Raw genomic sequence first — 18,228 nt, 5'->3', positions numbered from 1 at the left:
CCCGCGGGGGGCCGGGGGGGGGGGGTCGGGGGGGGCCCCCCCCCCCCACCCCGCGCCCCAAACGCCGGCGAGGCTGGGTGGTGCCGGCGGGGCCGGGTGGTGCCCCCACGGGTCTGGATGGTGCCGGCAGGGCTGGATGGTGCCGGCGGGGCCGGGTGGTGCCGGCGGGGCCGGGTGGTGCCCCCACGGGTCTGGATGGTGCCGGCAGGGCTGGGTGGTGCCGGCGGGGGCGCCGGGGGTGGGCGACACGGGGTGGTGGGAGGCCCGACCCCGCGGGCGAGCGCAGCGTAATGGCAGGGTGGGGGAGTGGATCAGCTCGCTCTCCTCTTCGTACTCCTGCTCGGCGCCGTGGTCACCGTGCCACTCGGGGACCGGCTCCGGCTGCCCGCGCCCGTGCTGATGACCATCGGCGGCGTGGTGATGGCGCTGGTGCCGGTCGTCCCCAACGTCGACATCCCGCCCGAGTACATCCTGCCGCTGGTGCTGCCGCCGCTGCTGTACGCCTCCGCGCAACGCACCTCCTGGCGCCAGTTCGCCGCCAACGTCCGCCCGATCCTGCTGCTGGCGGTGGCCCTGGTCTTCGTGACCACGGCGGCCGTCGCCGCCGTGGCGAACGCCGTGGTCCCCGGGCTGCCGCTGGCCGCCGCCGTCGCGCTCGGCGCGCTCGTGGCCCCGCCCGACCCGGTGGCGGCCACCGCCGTCGCCGGGCAGCTCGGACTGCCGCGCCGGCTGGTGTCGATCCTGGAGGGCGAGGGCCTGTTCAACGACGTCACCGCGATCGTGCTCTACCACGTGGCCGTCGGCGCAGCCGTCAGCGGCAGTTTCTCCTGGCCCGACGCGCTCGGTGAGTTCGTGCTGTCCGCCGTGGTGGCCCTCGCGGTCGGTCTGGCCCTCGGATGGGTCACCAACCGGCTCATGGGGCGGCTCGGCGACGCCACGCTGCAGATCGGGCTGACCCTGCTGGTGCCGTTCGTCGCCTACGTGGTGGCCGAGGAGCTCCGGGGCTCGGGCGTGCTGGCCGTGCTGACGACCGCCCTGTTCCTCGCCGAGTACGCCACCGACGCCGACGACGTGCTGGGGCGGCTGGCCGGGCACACCTTCTGGGAGATCGTCGACACGCTGGTCACCGGGGTCGCGTTCGGGCTGATCGGGCTGGAACTGCACCACGTCTTCGGTACCGCGCGCGGCCACGAGCTGGAGATGGCGGGCTGGGCCGCGGCCGTCGTGGCGGTGGTCGTCGGCGTACGGCTGCTCTGGCTGCTGCCGGCGGGGTGGCTGGCGAAGCGGCTGCACAAGCGGCGCGACTACGCCGAGGAGATCCCGGTGAGCTGGCGGGAGAGCACGGTCATGTGGTGGGCCGGGATGCGCGGCGTGGCGTCGGTGGCGCTGGCCCTGGCGATCCCGCTGCGCACCGACGCCGGTGAGCCCTTCCCTGCCCGGGACCAGATCGTCTTCATCGCCTTCGCCGTGATCATGGTGACCCTGCTCTGCCAGGGGCTGACCCTGCCCTGGCTCGTGCGGCGCCTCGGTGTGGAGGCCGACGAGGACGCCGAGCGCGAGACGGAGCGGCGGCTCGCCGTCCGCGCGGCGAAGGCCGCCAAGCGGCGGCTGCAGGAGATCGAGGGCGACGAGGACCTCCCGGACGACCTGCTGGAGGTCCTGTACCGCAGGGCGTACGACGTGGGGGCCAGGATCAGCCCCGACATGGTGGACGAGGAACGGCGTGAGGCGTACGCGAAGCGGGTGGAGCGGATCCGCGACGTCCAGCGGATCCAGCGGGAGATGATGTCGGCGGCCCGGCACGAGGTGCTGGCCGCGCGCAGCGAACCCGGCGCCGATCCGGAGATCGTCGACCGGGTCCTGCGCCACCTGGACGTGCGCAGCCTGCGCAATCCCTGAGCGTCAGCCCCGCCGGGGAGCCGGTGGGCGGAGCGCGTCGGCCGTGGTGAGGCGGGGGAGGGCGTACGGGTGGTGGTCCACCAGCCAGGCGACGAGGCGTTCGCGGACCGCGCACCGCACGGTCCACAGGTCGTCGGCGTCCTTGGCCGTGACCATGGCCCGGACCTCGATGGTGCTGGGCGTGGTGTCGGTCACCACCAGGCCGCTCGCGCGACCGTCCCACGCCGGCGTCTCCTTGAGGATCAGCGCGAGCTCCTCGCGCATCAGCTCGATCGGCGCGGAGTGGTCCAGGTGCAGGAAGACCGTGCCCGTCATCTGCGGGCCGCCGCGGGACCAGTTCTCGTACGGCTTGCTGGTGAAGTACGAGACCGGCATCGTGATGCGGCGCTCGTCCCAGGTGCGGACGATCAGGAACGTGAGGGTGATCTCCTCGACGGTGCCCCATTCCTTGTCCACGACCACGGTGTCCCCGATGCGGACGGTGTCGCCGAAGGCGATCTGCAGACCGGCGAAGAGGTTGCCCAGCGAGGACTGCGCGGCGACACCGGCCACGATGCCCAGCACACCGGCCGAGGCCAGCATCGAGGTGCCGACCGTGCGCATCGCCGGGAACGTCAGCAGCATGGCCGCGATGGCGACCACGGAGACGACGGCCGTCACCACCCGCTGGATCAGCGTGACCTGGGTACGGACGCGGCGGACCCGCGCCGCGTCGCGGGAGCCGGAAGCGTAGCGGGCGTAGCCGGAGTCGACTATCGCGGTGGCGATCCGGACGAGGAGCCAGGCGGTGGAGGCGATGAGGATCAGGGTCAGGGTCCGGCCGACGCCGTCCGCGTGCTGCGGCAGGATGCGCGAGGACCGGTAGGAGCCTCTGAGCAGCGCCGTGCACAGCACGATCTGGAACGGCACCCGGCAGCGGCGCAGCTGGTCCCACAGGGGCGTCTCGTGGTGCCGGGCATCGGCTCGGCGCAGCAGCAGGTCGAGCACCCACCCGGCGAGCAGGGTGATGACCAGCGAGCCTCCGATGACCGCGACGGGGCGAAGGACGTTCTCCATCTCCATGCGGGCAACCTAACCGGATCCCGCTTTCGGAAACTGGCACGATGGGGGAATGAACATCGTGCTCTTCCATTCGACGTACGGGCTGCGGCCCGCGGTGCACGCGGCGGCCGACCGGCTGCGCGCGGCGGGACACACGGTCGAGGTGCCCGACCTCTTCGAGGGGCGTACGTTCGGCACCGTCGAGGAGGGCATGGCCCACCGGGACGAGATCGGCCGTGACGAGCTGCTCAGGCGGGCCGTACTGGCCGCCGCCCCCTACTCCGACCAGGGCCTGGTCTACGCGGGCTTCTCCTTCGGCGCCTCCATGGCCCAGCACCTGGCGCTGCACGACGAGAAGGCGCGCGGTCTGCTGCTCCTGCACGGCACCTCGGACCTGGAGGACAGCGCCTCCGCCGACGGGCTGCCGGTGCAGCTGCACGTGGCGGACCCGGACCCGTTCGAGCCGCACGACTGGCTGACGGCCTGGTACCTGCGCATGCGGCGGGCCGGGGCGGACGTGGAGGTCCACAGCTACCAGGGCGCCGGGCACCTGTTCACCGATCCGGAACTCGACGACTACGACGCGCAGGCCGCCGAGCAGACCTGGAAGGTCGCGCTGGCCTTCCTCGACAGCCTGTAGCCGGCCCGCTCGCGCGTGCGGCGCACGGGCAGGGGCCCGGTCCGGCGTTCGCCGGGCCGGGCCCCTGTTCACGTGGCCGCCTCCGCCGCCGCCGCGGCGGGCGCCGATCAGACGGGGTGTGTGCTGATCAGGCGCGGTAGGCAGTCCACATGCTCTTCATGCGGGCCACCTGGCCGGCCGTGAACTGGTACATGCAGGAGTCGTACGTGTAGTCCATGAAGTTGTGGATCGGGTCGACGCCGGTCTTGTTGGTGCAGCTGTCGCGGCCGGTCGGGCACTCGAACGCCGCGCTCTGCTCTGCCGGGGTGTCGGAGACGGAGTCACCGCTGCCCGAGCAGCCGCCCTGGAAGGTGTGGTACAGGCCCATCCAGTGGCCGACCTCGTGGGTCGCGGTGTCGCCCTCGTTGTAGTTGGTGGCGGAGCCGCCCGGCAGCGAGGTGTTGAGGATGACCACGCCGTCCATCGTCGGCTGCGAGGCGTAGGAGCTGGGGAAGGTGGCCCAGCCGAGCAGCCCGCCGCCGAGGTTGGCGGTGTAGAGGTTCAGCGCGTTCTTGCCGCCCTTGCGCAAGGCGTTCTTCATGTCCTTCTCGGCCTGGGTGCCGTCGGAGACGTTGTACCAGGCGGCGTTGTCGGTGTAGTCCGTGCCGGCGAGGCTGAACTGGTAACCGGTGTCCGCGTTGTTGGTGCCCTTGCCGCTGTAGGCGGCGTTCAGCACCGAGATCTGGTTGCTGATGTCGGTCGCCGTCAGCTTGCCGGCGGTGCCGGAGGTGATGACGTGCACGTACACCGGGATGGTGGTCGCGGTGACGGCGCCGGCGCGCATGCCGTCCAGCTGCTGGGGGGTGGCCTGGGACAGCTTCTTCTTGAGGTCCGCGTCCATGGCCTTGACCTGGGCGTCCGAGATCTCGTTCGGGTCGGCCGCGTGGTGGTCCTTGGGGCGGGCGACGCGGGCGTTCGCCGAGGCGTCGGCGGACTGGCCGGTACAGGCTTCCGGGGACTTGGCCGCGGCGACGGTCGTGGGAGCCGTCAGCGGGGCGAAGGCCAGGGTGCCGGCCAGGACGGCCGTACCCATGAGGCGGCGGCGGAGCAGGGGGGATATGCGGGCGTTGGCGCGCACGTTGACTCCTCGCGAAGCGTGGTGGGGGGTGAGGAACGTCCTCACGCTGACGCGCAGCTTACGTGTGCATGTCAGCAAGATGGCAAGATCTCGTAGGTTAAAGATTTGTTGCCGAGGACGCGGAAGGGGCGCCTGGTATGAACCAGGCGCCCCTCCCCACCGCAAATTTGACGCTACGTCAGCGAACCGGGCGATCGGCCCGTTCCACCCTCTGTGTGCCGCTCAGGGTGCGGTACGACCGGGACCACGCCGAGGTGGCGTCCTGGCGCCGCTTGTCGGAAACGATGTAGTAGTCCATCTGCGAGCGCTCGGCCGTCACGTCCAGGACCCCGTACCCGTGCGAGTCCATGTCCAGCCACTTGACGTGCCAGTTCGCGGCCTTGATGGCCGATTCGGCGACCAGTGAGGCGGTGTCGGCCGGTACGTGCAGCATGTCGTCGATGTTGTCGGAAGTCACCGAGGTCACCACGAACTCGGTCGCCGCCGAGCCCGAGGCCGGATACGTCGCCTTGTCCACCGGGACGTCGTTCGCCCACGCCATGTGGATGTCGCCGGTCAGGAACACCGTGTTCTTGATGCCCTGGTCCTTCAAGTGGCCCAGGAGTTCCCTGCGATCGTCGGTGTAGCCGTCCCACTGGTCCACATTGATCGCTATGCCCCCTTCGGGCAGCCCGAGCAGCTTGGTGAGCGGCTGCAGCAGGTGCGCGGGCAGCGAGCCGAAGGCCACCGGCGAGATCATCACCGAGGTGCCGACCAGCTGCCAGGTCGCGTGCGAGGCAGACAGGCCCGACTTGAGCCAGTCCAGCTGGGCGCGCCCGGTGATGGTGCGCTCCGGGTCGTCCACCGCACCGTTGCCGATCTTGGTCTGCTGCGAGCGGAAGGTGCGCAGGTCCAGCAGGTGCAGGTCGGCGAGGGTGCCGAAGCGCAGCCGCCGGTAGACGGTGCCGGCGATGGAGGGGCGTACGGGCATCCACTCGAAGTAGGCCCGCTTGGCGGCGGCCGCGCGGGTCGCCCAGTCGCCCTCGGTGTCCGGGGTGTGGTTCTCCGCCCCGCCCGACCAGGCGTCGTTGGCGAACTCGTGGTCGTCCCAGATCGCGATGATCGCGTGCGCGGCGTGCAGCGCCTGGAGGTCCGCGTCCGTCTTGTACTTCCCGTGCCGGACGCGGTAGTCGGCGAGGTTCACGATCTCGTGCTGCGGCTCGTGCTGCCGTACGACGTACTTGGCCTCCGGGTAGCCCCCGGTCTGGTACTCGTAGATGTAGTCGCCGAGGTGCAGGACGGCGTCCAGGTCGGTCCTGGCGGCCAGGTGGCGGTACGCGGAGAAGTAGCCGGCCTCCCAGTTGGCGCAGGAGACCACGCCGAAGCGCACGCCCGCCGTGCCGGTGTCGGCGGCCGGGGCGGTCAGGGTGCGGCCGGCGGGGGAGACGGTGGCGCCGGCGGTGAACCGGTACCAGTAGACGGTCTTGGGCCGCAGCCCGCGCACGTCCGCCTTGACGGTGTGGTCGGCGGCGGCGGTCGCGGTGACGGACCCGCTCGCGACGACGCGCGAGAAGGACTTGTCCTCCGCCACCTCCCAGCCGACCCGGGTGTCCGGGCCGAGGCCGGAGCCGGGCACGGCGTCGGCGGTCGGGGTGACGCGGGTCCACAGCAGGATCCCGTCGGGCAGCGGGTCGCCGGAGGCGACGCCGTGCAGGAAGGCGGGGGCGGATTCCGCCGCGCGGGCGGCCCCGGCGCCCAGGGCCGCGATCGGCGCCAGCGCGGCCGTGACGGCGGCGGCCTTGACGACCGTACGGCGGCGGGGACTTGCCGAGGCGGGAGAAGAGAGATGACTGGTCACGGCCGATCATATTACTGACCGGTATGACTGCCGGGATACCCTCGGTAAGGCAACGGGCGGGCGAACTCCAGGAGTTCGCCCGCCCGTTGCCTCACATGCCCACCGGTCGTCCCGGCAGGGGCGATCAGCCCGCCAGGGCCTTGTCGATCGCCGCCGTGTACGCCTCGGGCGTCGACGGGGTGTCGATCTTCTTGCCGTCCATCTTGAGCGTCGGGGTGCCCTTCACCCCGGACTTGTCGAAGGCCTTCGACATGTCCATCGCCCACCGGTCGTAGGTACCGTCCTCGACGGCCTTCTTGAACTCGGCGTTGCCCTTGAGCGCCGGAACCGTGTCCGCCACCTTGATCAGGTAGTCGTCCTTGGCGAAGCTGTCGACGGTCTCGTCCGGGTGCAGCTCCTTGGAGTACAGCGCCGCCTTGTAGTCGAGGAAGGCCTCCGGGCTGACGTTCAGCGCCGCGCCCAGCGCGCTCAGCGCGTTCTTCGAACCCTCGCCCTTGGCGCCGTTGTCGATGAAGGTGGCGCCGAAGTAGTGCAGCTTGTACTTGCCCGCGTCGACGTCCTTGCGCACCTGCGAGCCGACCGCCTGCTCGAAGGCCGCGCACGCCGGGCAGCGCGAGTCCTCGTAGAGCTCCAGGGTCTTCTTCGCGTCCGCCTTGCCGATCACGACCGTCAGGCCGTCGTCACCCGTGGTGTTCTTCGGCTTCACCAACTCCGCCTTGGCGGCCTTCTCCCAGTGGGTGGGCTGGGTGTTCTGCACGACCAGGTAGCCGACGCCGCCCGCGACCGCGAGGACGGCGACGACCGCGCCGGCCACGATCAGCTGACGGCGCGCCCTGGCCCTCTTGGCCTGCTTCTCGCGCTCGATGCGCAGCCGCTCGCGGGCCGCCGCCTTGTTCGCCTGGCTGTTGCGTGCACTCATGTCGATCTCCGTGGAATTTCCGTGTGATGGGGGTCTGCCGTACCGCGTCAGGCGCTCGCGAGCGCCGAACGCCGTACGGGAGGTCCCCGCCGTCCCACGGAATGCGCCGGGAAGCGCGTACGGGCCCCCGCGTCCCGGGGTGTCGGCCGCACCGACCGGCGCGCCGGTCCGCCCGCCGCCACCGCGGCCACCGCCAGCAGCAGCGGCCGGAAGGCGAGGGCGCCCACCGCCGCCAGCAGCCGGCCCAGTGCCCGCTCCCCGTACCGCAGCCACACGGCGGCCAGCAGCCCCGCCGACACGTGGGCGCCCAGCAGCAGCCAGGGCGTCCACGGCCCGGCGGCCGCGAGGAGCGCCGCCGGATCGGAGGCGGGACCCGCCACCCCGGTCAGCGGGCCGCCCACCGGGGCGCCCCCGCACAGCCCGTCCAGGCCCAGCGCGTGCAGCGGCCCGGCGACCGGACCGCCCGCCGCGCCGTAGCAGAAGTGCTGTCCGGCGGTGAAGACGGTGTCGGCCGCCAGCTCCAGCGGCACCAGCAGCCCGGCGATGGCGCCGAGGCCCCGCTCCCGGCCGGCCAGCGCGAAGGCGAGCACGAACACGGCGGCGAAGGCCCCGCCCACCAGCGCGGGAGGCAGCGGCACCCGGGACAGCACGACGTGCGAGCCGGTCGAGAGCAGCACGACGAGCGCGCTGAACAGCGCGGCCCTCAGCCCTCGGATCCCTGCCCCGGATATGTCCATCCCGGCGAGTCTGCCACGACAGCCTGTGAATCCGGGGGCGGGGGCCGGACGGGCCCGGAACTATGGCGTGAGACGACCGTTGCGGAACAGGTCCACGAAGATCTGGTGGTCGGCGCGGGCCCGGGCCCCGTAGGCGTGGGCGAAGTCGACCAGCAGCTCCCCGAAGCCCTCCTCGTCGGCGGCGATCGCCGCGTCGATGGCCCGCTCGGTGGAGAACGGGACCAGGGAGTGGCCGCTCTCCGCCTCGTCCGCCGACGCGTGCATGGTCGCCGTGGCCCGGCCCAGGTCCGCGACGACGGCCGCGATCTCCTCCGGGTCGTCCAGGTCGGACCAGTCCAGGTCTACCGCGTACGGGGAGACCTCTGCCACCAGCTGGCCCGCCCCGTCCAGCTCCGTCCAGCCCAGCCACGGGTCCGCGTGCGCCTGCAAGGCCCGCTGGGAGATCACGGTGCGGTGCCCCTCGTGCAGGAAGTACTCCCGCACGGCCCGCTCGGTGATGTGCCGGGACACCGCCGGGGTCTGCGCCTGCTTGAGGTAGATCACGACGTCGTTCTCCAGGGCGTCGCTGTGCCCCTCCAACAGGATGTTGTACGAGGGCAGCCCGGCCGAACCGATGCCCACGCCCCGCCGCCCCACCACGTCCTTGACACGGTAGGAATCCGGCCGCACCAGGGACTCCTCCGGCAGGGTCTCCAGGTACCCGTCGAAGGCCGCCAGCACCTTGTAGCGGGTGGCCGCGTCCAGCTCCAGAGTGCCGGGGCCGGAGGTGAAGCGGCGCTCGTAGTCCCTGATCTCCGTCATCGACGCCAGCAGCTCGAACCGGGTCCGCGACCGGGCCGCGCGCAGCGCCCCCAGCAGCGGGCCCTCGGAGGTGTCCAGCGTGAAGGAGGGGACCTCCTCGTGCTTCGCGCCGGCCGCCAGGCGGTGGATCCGCTCCCGGTAGGCGGCCGCGTAGATCCGCACCAGCTCGCTGATCTGTCCGTCGCTGAGCGCCTTGGTGTAGCCGAGCAGGGCGACGGAGGCCGCGAACCGCTTGAGGTCCCAGGTGAAGGGGCCGACGTACGCCTCGTCGAAGTCGTTGATGTTGAAGATCAGCCGGCCGTTGGAATCCATGTACGTGCCGAAGTTCTCGGCGTGCAGATCGCCGTGGATCCACACCCGGCCCGTCCGCTCGTCCAGGTACGGGCCGCCGTGCCGGTCCCGCTCCAGATCGGCGTAGAACAGGCAGGCCGTGCCGCGGTAGAAAGCGAAGGCGGAGGCCGCCATCTTCCGGAATTTCACCTGGAAGGCAGCGGGGTCGGCGGCGAGCAGCTCACCGAAAGCGGTGTCGAACACGTCGAGTATCTGCTCGGCGCGCTGCTCGTTCGTCGTCTCGGGGACCGCCATGGCGGGTTCCTCCTGGTGGCGCGTGTGCCAATCGGTTTTCGGACAGGTGCTCCTGGCCGGTGCAACGCCTGACCGTACCCGTCAGTGCCCCGGATGTGTCACCCGCCCGACGTAGGATTCGAAGTCGCCCCCCACTCCCGTCGCCGGAGGACCCCCACCGTGACCAAGCCGCCGTTCACGCACCTGCACGTCCACACCCAGTACTCCCTGCTGGACGGTGCCGCGCGGCTCAAGGACATGTTCAACGCGTGCAACGAGATGGGCATGACGCACATCGCGATGTCCGACCACGGCAACCTGCACGGCGCCTACGACTTCTTCCACTCCGCCCAGAAGGCCGGGGTCACGCCGATCATCGGCATCGAGGCGTACGTCGCCCCCGAGTCCCGGCGCAACAAGCGCCGCATCCAGTGGGGCCAGCCGCACCAGAAGCGCGACGACGTCTCCGGTTCCGGTGGCTACACCCACAAGACGATCTGGGCGGCGAACGCCACCGGCCTGCACAACCTCTTCCGGCTGTCCTCCGACGCGTACGCCGAGGGCTGGCTCACCAAGTGGCCGCGCATGGACAAGGAGACCATCTCCAAGTGGTCCGAGGGGCTCATCGCCTCCACCGGCTGCCCGTCCGGCGAACTCCAGACCCGCCTTCGCCTCGGCCAGTTCGACGAGGCCCTCAAGGCCGCCTCCGAGTACCAGGACATCTTCGGCAAGGAGCGGTACTTCCTGGAGCTGATGGACCACGGCATCGAGATCGAGCGCCGGGTGCGCGACGGGCTGCTGGAGATCGGCAAGAAGCTCGGCATCCCGCCGCTGGTCACGAACGACTCGCACTACACGTACGCGCACGAGGCCACCGCGCACGACGCCCTGCTGTGCATCCAGACCGGCAAGAACCTCTCGGACCCCGACCGCTTCCGCTTCGACGGCACCGGCTACTACCTCAAGTCCACGGACGAGATGTACGCCATCGACTCCTCGGACGCCTGGCAGGAGGGCTGCGCGAACACCCGGCTGGTCGCCGAGCAGATCGACACCGAGGGCATGTTCCAGTTCCGGAACCTGATGCCGAAGTTCGACATCCCCGAGGGCTACACCGAGGTCACCTGGTTCCGCGAGGAGACCATGCGCGGCATGCACCGCCGCTACCCGGGGGGCATCCCCGAGGACCGGATGAAGCAGGCCGAGTACGAGATGGACACGATCATCTCGATGGGCTTCCCCGGCTACTTCCTCGTCGTCGCCGACTTCATCATGTGGGCCAAGAACCAGGGCATCGCGGTCGGCCCCGGCCGAGGCTCCGCGGCCGGCTCGATCGTCGCGTACGCCATGGGCATCACCGACCTCGACCCGCTCACCCACGGCCTGATCTTCGAGCGCTTCCTCAACCCCGAGCGCGTCTCCATGCCCGACGTCGACATCGACTTCGACGAGCGCAGGCGCGTCGAGGTGATCCGGTACGTGACCGAGAAGTACGGCGCCGACAAGGTCGCCATGATCGGCACCTACGGCACCATCAAGGCCAAGAACGCGATCAAGGACTCGGCGCGCGTCCTCGGCTACCCGTACGCGATGGGCGACCGCCTCACCAAGGCCATGCCCGCCGACGTCCTCGGCAAGGGCATCCCGCTCTCCGGCATCCTGGACCCCAAGCACCCGCGCTACGGCGAGGCCGGCGAGATCCGCGGGATGTACGAGAACGAGCCGGACGTCAAGAAGGTCATCGACACCGCCATGGGCGTCGAGGGCCTGGTGCGCCAGATGGGCGTCCACGCCGCCGGCGTGATCATGTCCAGCGAGACGATCACCGACCACGTACCCGTCTGGGTGAGGCACACCGACGGCGTCACCATCACCCAGTGGGACTACCCGAGCTGTGAGGCGCTCGGCCTGCTCAAGATGGACTTCCTGGGCCTGCGCAACCTCACGATCATGGACGACGCCGTCAAGATGGTGAAGGCCAACAAGGGGATCGACATCGATCTCCTGGCCCTCCCGCTCGACGACCCCAAGACCTTCGAGCTCCTCGGCCGCGGTGACACCCTCGGCGTCTTCCAGTTCGACGGCGGCCCCATGCGCTCGCTGCTGCGCCTGATGAAGCCCGACAACTTCGAGGACATCTCCGCCGTCTCGGCCCTGTACCGGCCGGGCCCGATGGGCATGAACTCGCACACCAACTACGCCCTGCGCAAGAACAAGCAGCAGGAGATCACCCCGATCCACCCGGAGCTGGAAGAGCCCCTCGAAGAGGTGCTCGCGGTCACCTACGGCCTGATCGTCTACCAGGAGCAGGTCCAGAAGGCCGCCCAGATCATCGCCGGGTACTCGCTCGGCGAAGCCGACATCCTGCGCCGCGTCATGGGCAAGAAGAAGCCCGAGGAGCTGGCGAAGAACTTCACCATCTTCCAGGCCGGCGCCCGCAAGAACGGTTACAGCGACCAGGCGATCCAGGCGCTGTGGGACGTCCTGGTGCCCTTCGCCGGCTACGCCTTCAACAAGGCGCACTCCGCCGCGTACGGCCTGGTCTCCTACTGGACCGCCTACCTCAAGGCGAACTTCCCGGCCGAGTACATGGCGGGCCTGCTCACCTCGGTCAAGGACGACAAGGACAAGTCCGCCATCTACCTGAACGAGTGCCGCCGCATGGGCATCAAGGTGCTGCCGCCGAACGTCAACGAGTCCGAGCCGAACTTCGCCGCCCAGGGCGACGACGTGATCCTCTTCGGCCTCACCGCGGTGCGCAACGTCGGCCAGAACGTGGTGGACTCGATCATCAAGACCAGGAAGGCCAAGGGGAAGTTCTCCTCCTTCCCCGACTTCCTGGACAAGGTCGAGGCCGTCGTCTGCAACAAGCGGACCGTCGAGTCGCTGATCAAGGCCGGCGCCTTCGACGAGATGGGCCACACCCGCAAGGGCCTGGTCGCCCACCACGAATCGATGATCGACAACGTGGTCGCGGTCAAGCGCAAGGAGGCCGAGGGCCAGTTCGACCTCTTCGGCGCGATGGGTGACGAGGGCGCCGCCGACGAACCCGGCTTCGGCCTCGACGTCGAGTTCTCCGACGTGGAGTGGGAGAAGTCGTACTTGCTCGCGCAGGAGCGCGAGATGCTCGGCCTCTACGTCTCCGACCACCCCCTCTTCGGCCTGGAACACGTCCTGTCGGACAAGACGGACGCCGGCATCTCCCAGCTGACGGGCGGCGAGCACTCCGACGGCGCCGTCGTCACCATCGGCGGCATCATCTCCGGCCTCCAGCGCAAGATGACCAAGCAGGGCAACGCCTGGGCCATCGCCACCGTCGAGGACCTCGCCGGCTCCATCGAATGCATGTTCTTCCCGGCGACCTACCAGCTCGTCTCCACCCAGCTGGTCGAGGACACGGTCGTCTTCGTCAAGGGCCGCCTCGACAAGCGCGAGGACGTGCCCCGCCTGGTCGCCATGGAGATGATGGTCCCCGACCTGTCCTCCGCCGGGACCAACGCACCCGTCGTCCTGACCATCCCCACCGTCAAGGTCACCCCTCCGATGGTGACCCGTCTGGGGGAGATCCTGCGCCACCACCGGGGCAACACCGAGGTCCGGATCAAGCTCCAGGGGCCGCGCACGACCACCGTCCTGCGCCTCGACAAGCACCGCGTCCAGCCCGACCCCGCGCTCTTCGGCGACCTCAAGGTGCTCCTCGGCCCGTCCTGCCTGGCCGGCTAGGGCAGGGGGCCGCGCACGTGGACCGGAAGGGCGCGCCCGGAACTCCGGGCGCGCCCTTCCCGCAGGTGCGGGGCCTTGCTCGTGGCTTCGCCCGCGGCCGTGGTCCCGGCCCCGGTCGTGGCCTCGGGCGTGGCCTCAGTTGTGGCCGAACTTCTTTTCCTTGCGCTTGCCGGCCATGTGCATCGGGCTCGGCGCCGACGACGGCTCCGGGGACGACTGCACCGAGCTCTTCGCCTGATCCTGGGACTGCGCGCGGTCCGAGGTCTTGGCGGGCTGCTGGCGGTTCTTGTTCTTGGCCATGGGAAGCCTCCGTGAGGGGTGTAGGGGCCAGGGCCGCCTTCACACTCACACAGCACCGGAAACCGCGCATTTTGGATCATTGCCATGCGTAGTCGCCGGCCCGGCGCGGGCCCGGAGTGAGATACGCCACGCCGATGATCGAGTTCCGGCCGTCAACACCCTTGCGGTCGGGCAGACTCGGGGAAAACCTATCGAGGACCCCCAGGGAAGAGGGTGGAACGCGTGGACCGCTGCGTCGTCCTGGTGGACGCCGGCTACCTGCTGGGCGCCGCCGCCAGCCTTCTCGCGGGGGAGCCCTCCCGCTCCCGCATCACCGTCGACCACACCGCCCTCATCCAGGGTCTGCGCGAGCGCGCCGAAGCCGACACCCAGCAGCCGCTGCTGCGTATCTACTGGTTCGACGGCGCGCCCGACCGGGTGCCCCAGCCCGAACACCGGCGGCTGCGCGTGATGCCCCGGGTCACCGTCCGCCTCGGCGCCCTGACCCGCAGCGACGGACGCTGGGCGCAGAAGGGCGTCGACGCCGCCATGCACGCCGAACTCACCGAACTGGCCCGCAACCGGGCCTGCTCGGACGTCGTCCTCGTCACCGGCGACGGCGACCTGCTGCCCGGGCTGATGTCCGCCAAGGAACACGGGGTCGCCGTCCACCTGTGGGCCGTCCAGGCCGCCGACGGCGACTACAACCAGTCCGAGGACCTCGTCGCCGAAGCCGACGAACGCCGCGTCCTGGACCGGGTCTGGATCACCCGGGCCGTCCGCGCCAAGGACCTCACCGGCCTGTGCTCCCCGGCGCCCGCCCCGCGCCCCGAGATCGCCGCCATCCTCTCCGCCCCGCTGCCCGAGGCGGCGCTCGCCGAAGCCGCCCGCAACGGCACCCCCGCCGGTGCCCCCGCCACCGCCGAGCGCGCCGCGCCCGTACCGGCGCCCGCCGCCGAAGGCACCGCAGAGGGGACCGCCGAGGGGGCCAGACCCGTACCCACCCCCAAGGACCTCGCCGCCCTGCGCGCCCCCGGGGTCACCGCCGCGCCGCAGAACGCGGCCGGCGCCGCGGCCAGCCCGGCCGGCAGCGCCCTGCGCTGGTCCTCCGACAAGGGCTGGATCGACCGGGCCGGACCGCTCGGCGAACCCGCCGAGACGGCCTCCCTGCCCACCCTCGCCCAGCTCACCAGCGCCGAGCAGCGCTGGGCGGACCGGGAGGAGGACATCACCACCGTCGGGGGTGACCCGTTCGAGGTCGGCCAGGTGTTCGCCCGGCGCTGGATGGAACGGCTCCCCGAAGCCGGCCACCTGCAGAAACTCGCCACGATGTACCCGCGGATCCCGCACCGCATCGACGGGGAGCTGCTGCGCTACGCGGCCCGGTTCGGGCTGCTCGCCCACAAGGACGACCAGATCGACGAGCACGACCGGTACGCCATCCGGGCCGGCTTCTGGCGCGAGATCGACGTCCGCGCCGCCGCCGAACACGTCACGGGCCCGGCCGCCGCCGTGCCCGGGCCGACGGCGACCCCGGCGGCCGACCAGGGATGAAAGCCGCGTAGGCTGCTCCCTCGTGAGCACGGGCACAGCAAGCGCGAAACAGGACACGGCACCGGCCGCGGCTGTGACCTCCGAGGCGGGTGCCCGCGACGTCGTCTGCGCGGTACGCGACCTCGTCAAGACCTACCCGGCGGTGCGCGGCCGGCGCGGCGCCCCCGCCCTGCCCGAGACCCGCGCCAACGACGGGATCAGCCTGGACGTCCGGCGCGGCGAGGTCTTCGGGCTGCTCGGCCCCAACGGCGCCGGCAAGTCCACGCTCGTCCGCCAGCTCACCGGCCTGATGCGGCCCGACGCCGGAACCGTGACGCTGCTCGGCCACGACCTCGTACGCCACCCCGAGCGGGCCTCCCGCCTCCTGGCCTACCTCGGCCAGGAATCCACCGCCCTGGACGAGCTCACCGTCGCCCTGGCCGCCGAGACCACCGGCCGGCTGCGCGGACTCGGCGCGCGGGCGGCGCGCACCGCACGGGACGCGGTACTGGAGGAGCTCGGGCTGACCGCGCTCGCCGGACGCCCCCTCAAGAAGCTCTCCGGCGGCCAGCGGCGCCTGGCATGCTTCGCCGCCGCACTGGTCGGCGAGCGGCCCGTCCTGGTCCTCGACGAGCCCACCACCGGTATGGACCCGGTGGCCCGGCGCGCCGTGTGGAGCGCCGTCGACCGGCGCCGCGCGAGCCACGGGGCCACCGTCCTGCTCGTCACCCACAACGTCATCGAGGCCGAGACCGTACTGGACCGGGTCGCCGTCATCGACCACGGCAAGGTCATCGCCTGCGACACCCCGGCCGGACTCAAGGCGACGGTGTCCGGCGAGGTCCGGCTGGAGCTGGTGTGGCGCACCGCCGCGCCGCTGGAGGTACCGGAGGTCGCCGGGCTGGCCCCCGCCGCCGTCGTCTCCGGGCGGCGCTGGGTGCTGCGGCTGACGCCCGACCGGGCGCGCTCCGCCGTCGCCGCGGTGACCGGCGGCCCGGCCTTCGCCGCGCTCGACGACTTCACCCTGGCCACTCCGAGCCTGGAGGACGTCTACCTGGCCCTCGGGGGCCGCGCCTCGAAGGGGCTGGTGAAGTCGTGACCACCGCCGTCACCGCCGTCAGCGCGGGCGCCCTTGCTCCCCGGGCGCGGTTCTTCCCCGCGCTCGCCGCCGTGTACCGGGCGCAGCTGTCCCGGGCGCGGGTCGCGCGGATCCCGCTGCTGTTCGTGGCCACCTTCCAGTCCGTGGGGATCATGATCCTGATGCGGGGCGTGGTGGACGGCGGCTCCGAGGCGCGGGCCGTCGTCGCCGGATCGTCCGTACTGGTCGTGGCCTTCGTCGCGCTGAACCTGCTCGCGCAGTACTTCGGCCAGCTGCGGGCCGGCGGGGGGCTCGACCACTACGCCACCCTGCCGGTGCCGCCCGCCTCCGTGGTGCTGGGCGCGGCCGCCGCCTACGCCTCCTTCACCGTGCCCGGGACGCTGGTGACCGCGGGATTCGGGTGCGTGCTGTTCGGGCTGCCGATGGGCGGACTGTGGATCCTGGGCGCGGTGGTGCCGCTGGCCGGGGCGGCGCTCGCGGGCCTCGGCGCGGCGCTCGGACTGCTGGCGCCCCGGCAGGAGCTGGCCACGCTGGCCGGGCAGCTCGGCATGTCGGCGGCGCTGCTGCTGGGGGTGCTGCCGCCGGAGCGGATGCCGGATGTGATCGTGTGGGCGCGGGACCTGCTGCCCTCCACGTACGGGGTGGAGGCGTTCGCGCGTACGTTCGCGCCCGACCCGGACTGGGCGGCGGTCCTGTTCGACCTGGGCGTGTGCGGTGCGGTGGGCGTGCTGTCCCTGGCCATCGCCACCTGGGCCTACCGGCGGGCAGCGGTCCGCTGACACCGCCGGGCCGGGGACCTGGCACGATGTGCGGGTGACCGAAGCCGTGACCCCGCAGCCGTCCCCGCCCCCGTCCCCCTTCGACGAGGGCGCGCCGCCGCCCCGCACGACCACGCCGGGCGATGTCCGGGACGGGGCCGCCGTCACCCTGGTGGTGGGGGTGGCCGGAGTGCTGCTCGGGGTGCTGTGGGCGTGGCTCGCGCCGAAGGTCCAGTACGTCTCCAACGGGCAGGCCGTGTTCCTGCGGAACTCCGAGGGGGAGGCGCGGATCGGCGCCGACGGGACGTTTCTGCTGCTGGCGGTCGGCTTCGGGTTGCTGAGCGCGGTCGGGGTCTTCCTGTGGCGGCGCCGGGGCGGGGTGCCGCTGGTGATCGGGCTGGGGGCGGGCTCCCTGTTCGCCGCGCTCGTGGGCTGGCGGCTGGGCCTGCGGCTGGGTCCCTCCTCGAACCTCCCCGCGGCGGCCGCGAAGGCGGGCCAGGGCGTTCCGTTCGACGCGCCGTTGCAGTTGCTGGCCCATGGTGCGCTGCTGGCCTGGCCGTTGGTGGCCCTGGCCGCGCACCTCGCCCTGACGGCCGTCTTCACCCGCCCCGACCCCACCTGGCCCGCGGCCCCCGCCGACTACCCGCCGGCCCCTGCTCCGACCCCGGACCCGTCGCACCCCTGACCACCGCCGAACCCGCCGCGCCGAGCTCGCGGCCGTCTGAGTCCCGCTGCGCCTGGCGGCCCCGGCTCCGCCGACTCCCCCGGCGCGGCCGAGTCCCGCTGCGCCGACTCCGACCCCGTGGGGGCCCCTCCCAGCGGTAGCTGGGGTCGTTCGAGGCGCGGGCCAGCCCCATTCGGCCCCGCCGACGATTGCGGCGCGGGCCAGGTGAACTCAGCCTCGCCGGCGTTTGAGGCGCGGAGCCCCAGGGAACCCGGCTCCACCGGGCACCGGGCTCCGCCCGGACCCGCGCCTTAGGCTCCCCCAGCTACCGCTGGGAGGCGCCCCCACGAGGCTGGGTGGTGTCCGGCGGGACCGGATGCTGCCGCGGGGCTGCCTGATGCCCCCACGAGGCGGGGTTGGCCGGAGGCCGGGGTGCCGGCCGGGTTGACCGATGTCCCCGCGAGGCGGATTGGCCGACGGCCGGGCCGCCCTGGGGTGCCGGGCCGGCGGGGTCGGCGTTGGGCCCGGTGAGGCCGGGGCCGCCCCGGGGCGCCGGGGTGCGGCGGGGCTGGATGGTGCCTCCATGGGGCTGGTTCGGTCCCGGGGGCCGGAGTCGC

Annotated in this window: 14 protein-coding genes; 7 read left to right on the top strand and 7 right to left on the bottom strand. The window is 71.9% G+C overall.

Translation table 11 applies throughout. The features are described 5' to 3' along the window. Positions 1 to 306 precede the first annotated feature (306 nt). Positions 307 to 1,899, top strand: a complete 1,593-nt coding sequence (locus tag ACIA6C_RS01280) for a Na+/H+ antiporter (RefSeq protein ID WP_399272069.1) — start codon at positions 307 to 309, stop codon at positions 1,897 to 1,899. A 3-nt stretch (positions 1,900 to 1,902) separates the two neighbouring features. On the opposite strand, the gene ACIA6C_RS01275 is transcribed toward ACIA6C_RS01280, so the two are convergent. Then, positions 1,903 to 2,955: a mechanosensitive ion channel family protein gene (locus tag ACIA6C_RS01275; RefSeq protein WP_399274418.1), complete on the bottom strand. Its 1,053-nt coding sequence runs from the start codon at positions 2,953 to 2,955 to the stop codon at positions 1,903 to 1,905. Positions 2,956 to 3,010: 55 nt separating this feature from the next. Here ACIA6C_RS01275 and ACIA6C_RS01270 point away from each other — a divergent pair, with 55 nt between their 5' ends. Continuing rightward, on the top strand, positions 3,011 to 3,580 hold the full coding sequence (locus ACIA6C_RS01270) for a dienelactone hydrolase family protein (protein ID WP_399272067.1): 570 nt from the start codon (positions 3,011 to 3,013) through the stop codon (positions 3,578 to 3,580). Between the two features lie 127 nt (positions 3,581 to 3,707). On the opposite strand, the gene ACIA6C_RS01265 is transcribed toward ACIA6C_RS01270, so the two are convergent. The 5 genes from ACIA6C_RS01265 to ACIA6C_RS01245 all read right to left on the bottom strand — a co-directional run bounded on the left by ACIA6C_RS01265 (position 3,708) and on the right by ACIA6C_RS01245 (position 9,576). Next, positions 3,708 to 4,652 (bottom strand): zinc metalloprotease, encoded by a 945-nt coding sequence (locus ACIA6C_RS01265; protein WP_361136214.1) that lies wholly within the window; start codon positions 4,650 to 4,652, stop codon positions 3,708 to 3,710. 223 nt (positions 4,653 to 4,875) lie between these two features. Then, on the bottom strand, positions 4,876 to 6,534 hold the full coding sequence (locus ACIA6C_RS01260) for an alkaline phosphatase D family protein (protein WP_399272065.1): 1,659 nt from the start codon (positions 6,532 to 6,534) through the stop codon (positions 4,876 to 4,878). Between the two features lie 124 nt (positions 6,535 to 6,658). Beyond that, a complete protein-coding gene (locus ACIA6C_RS01255) occupies positions 6,659 to 7,453 on the bottom strand; it encodes a DsbA family protein (protein ID WP_399272063.1) in 795 nt (264 codons plus the stop codon). A gap of 47 nt (positions 7,454 to 7,500) precedes the next feature. Beyond that, a complete protein-coding gene (locus tag ACIA6C_RS01250) occupies positions 7,501 to 8,190 on the bottom strand; it encodes a hypothetical protein (RefSeq protein ID WP_399272061.1) in 690 nt (229 codons plus the stop codon). 60 nt (positions 8,191 to 8,250) lie between these two features. Beyond that, complete coding sequence (locus tag ACIA6C_RS01245; RefSeq protein WP_361135860.1) at positions 8,251 to 9,576, bottom strand: DUF2252 domain-containing protein; 1,326 nt, start codon at positions 9,574 to 9,576, stop codon at positions 8,251 to 8,253. Between the two features lie 159 nt (positions 9,577 to 9,735). On the opposite strand from ACIA6C_RS01245, the gene dnaE reads away from it, so the two are divergent. Next, positions 9,736 to 13,278 carry a DNA polymerase III subunit alpha gene (gene dnaE, locus ACIA6C_RS01240; RefSeq protein WP_366082758.1) on the top strand — a complete coding sequence of 1,181 codons (3,543 nt, stop codon included), beginning with the start codon at positions 9,736 to 9,738 and terminating at the stop codon, positions 13,276 to 13,278. A 135-nt stretch (positions 13,279 to 13,413) separates the two neighbouring features. On the opposite strand, the gene ACIA6C_RS01235 is transcribed toward dnaE, so the two are convergent. Further along, the gene (locus tag ACIA6C_RS01235) at positions 13,414 to 13,578 is read right to left on the bottom strand and encodes a hypothetical protein (RefSeq protein ID WP_190182109.1); all 165 of its coding nucleotides are present in this window, start codon (positions 13,576 to 13,578) and stop codon (positions 13,414 to 13,416) included. Between the two features lie 213 nt (positions 13,579 to 13,791). On the opposite strand from ACIA6C_RS01235, the gene ACIA6C_RS01230 reads away from it, so the two are divergent. The 4 genes from ACIA6C_RS01230 to ACIA6C_RS01215 all read left to right on the top strand — a co-directional run bounded on the left by ACIA6C_RS01230 (position 13,792) and on the right by ACIA6C_RS01215 (position 17,632). Next, a complete protein-coding gene (locus tag ACIA6C_RS01230) occupies positions 13,792 to 15,111 on the top strand; it encodes an NYN domain-containing protein (protein WP_399272058.1) in 1,320 nt (439 codons plus the stop codon). Between the two features lie 73 nt (positions 15,112 to 15,184). Then, positions 15,185 to 16,189, top strand: coding sequence for an ABC transporter ATP-binding protein (locus ACIA6C_RS01225; protein ID WP_366082764.1), 1,005 nt, complete (start codon positions 15,185 to 15,187; stop codon positions 16,187 to 16,189). After that, positions 16,186 to 16,968, top strand: a complete 783-nt coding sequence (locus ACIA6C_RS01220; protein ID WP_399272056.1) for an ABC transporter permease — start codon at positions 16,186 to 16,188, stop codon at positions 16,966 to 16,968. The genes ACIA6C_RS01225 and ACIA6C_RS01220 overlap by 4 nt, the downstream gene beginning before the upstream one ends. Before the next feature lie 34 nt (positions 16,969 to 17,002). After that, positions 17,003 to 17,632 carry a hypothetical protein gene (locus ACIA6C_RS01215; RefSeq protein ID WP_399272054.1) on the top strand — a complete coding sequence of 210 codons (630 nt, stop codon included), beginning with the start codon at positions 17,003 to 17,005 and terminating at the stop codon, positions 17,630 to 17,632. Positions 17,633 to 18,228: the final 596 nt, after the last annotated feature.

Origin of the sequence: Streptomyces sp. NPDC051578 (assembly GCF_044454045.1) — a bacterium.
Classification (GTDB): Bacteria; Actinomycetota; Actinomycetes; order Streptomycetales; family Streptomycetaceae; genus Streptomyces.
Note: the sequence above shows the minus strand (reverse complement) of the source record. Positions and strands in the feature narration are given on the sequence as shown.

Coding starts and splice junctions, on each gene's coding strand:
- ACIA6C_RS01275 (WP_399274418.1), bottom strand. CDS start 2,955: ATGGAGAACGTCCTTCGCCCCGTCGCGGTCATCGGAGGCTCGCTGGTC.
- ACIA6C_RS01270 (WP_399272067.1), top strand. CDS start 3,011: ATGAACATCGTGCTCTTCCATTCGACGTACGGGCTGCGGCCCGCGGTG.
- ACIA6C_RS01265 (WP_361136214.1), bottom strand. CDS start 4,652: ATGGGTACGGCCGTCCTGGCCGGCACCCTGGCCTTCGCCCCGCTGACG.
- ACIA6C_RS01255 (WP_399272063.1), bottom strand. CDS start 7,453: ATGAGTGCACGCAACAGCCAGGCGAACAAGGCGGCGGCCCGCGAGCGG.
- ACIA6C_RS01250 (WP_399272061.1), bottom strand. CDS start 8,190: ATGGACATATCCGGGGCAGGGATCCGAGGGCTGAGGGCCGCGCTGTTC.
- ACIA6C_RS01245 (WP_361135860.1), bottom strand. CDS start 9,576: ATGGCGGTCCCCGAGACGACGAACGAGCAGCGCGCCGAGCAGATACTC.
- ACIA6C_RS01235 (WP_190182109.1), bottom strand. CDS start 13,578: ATGGCCAAGAACAAGAACCGCCAGCAGCCCGCCAAGACCTCGGACCGC.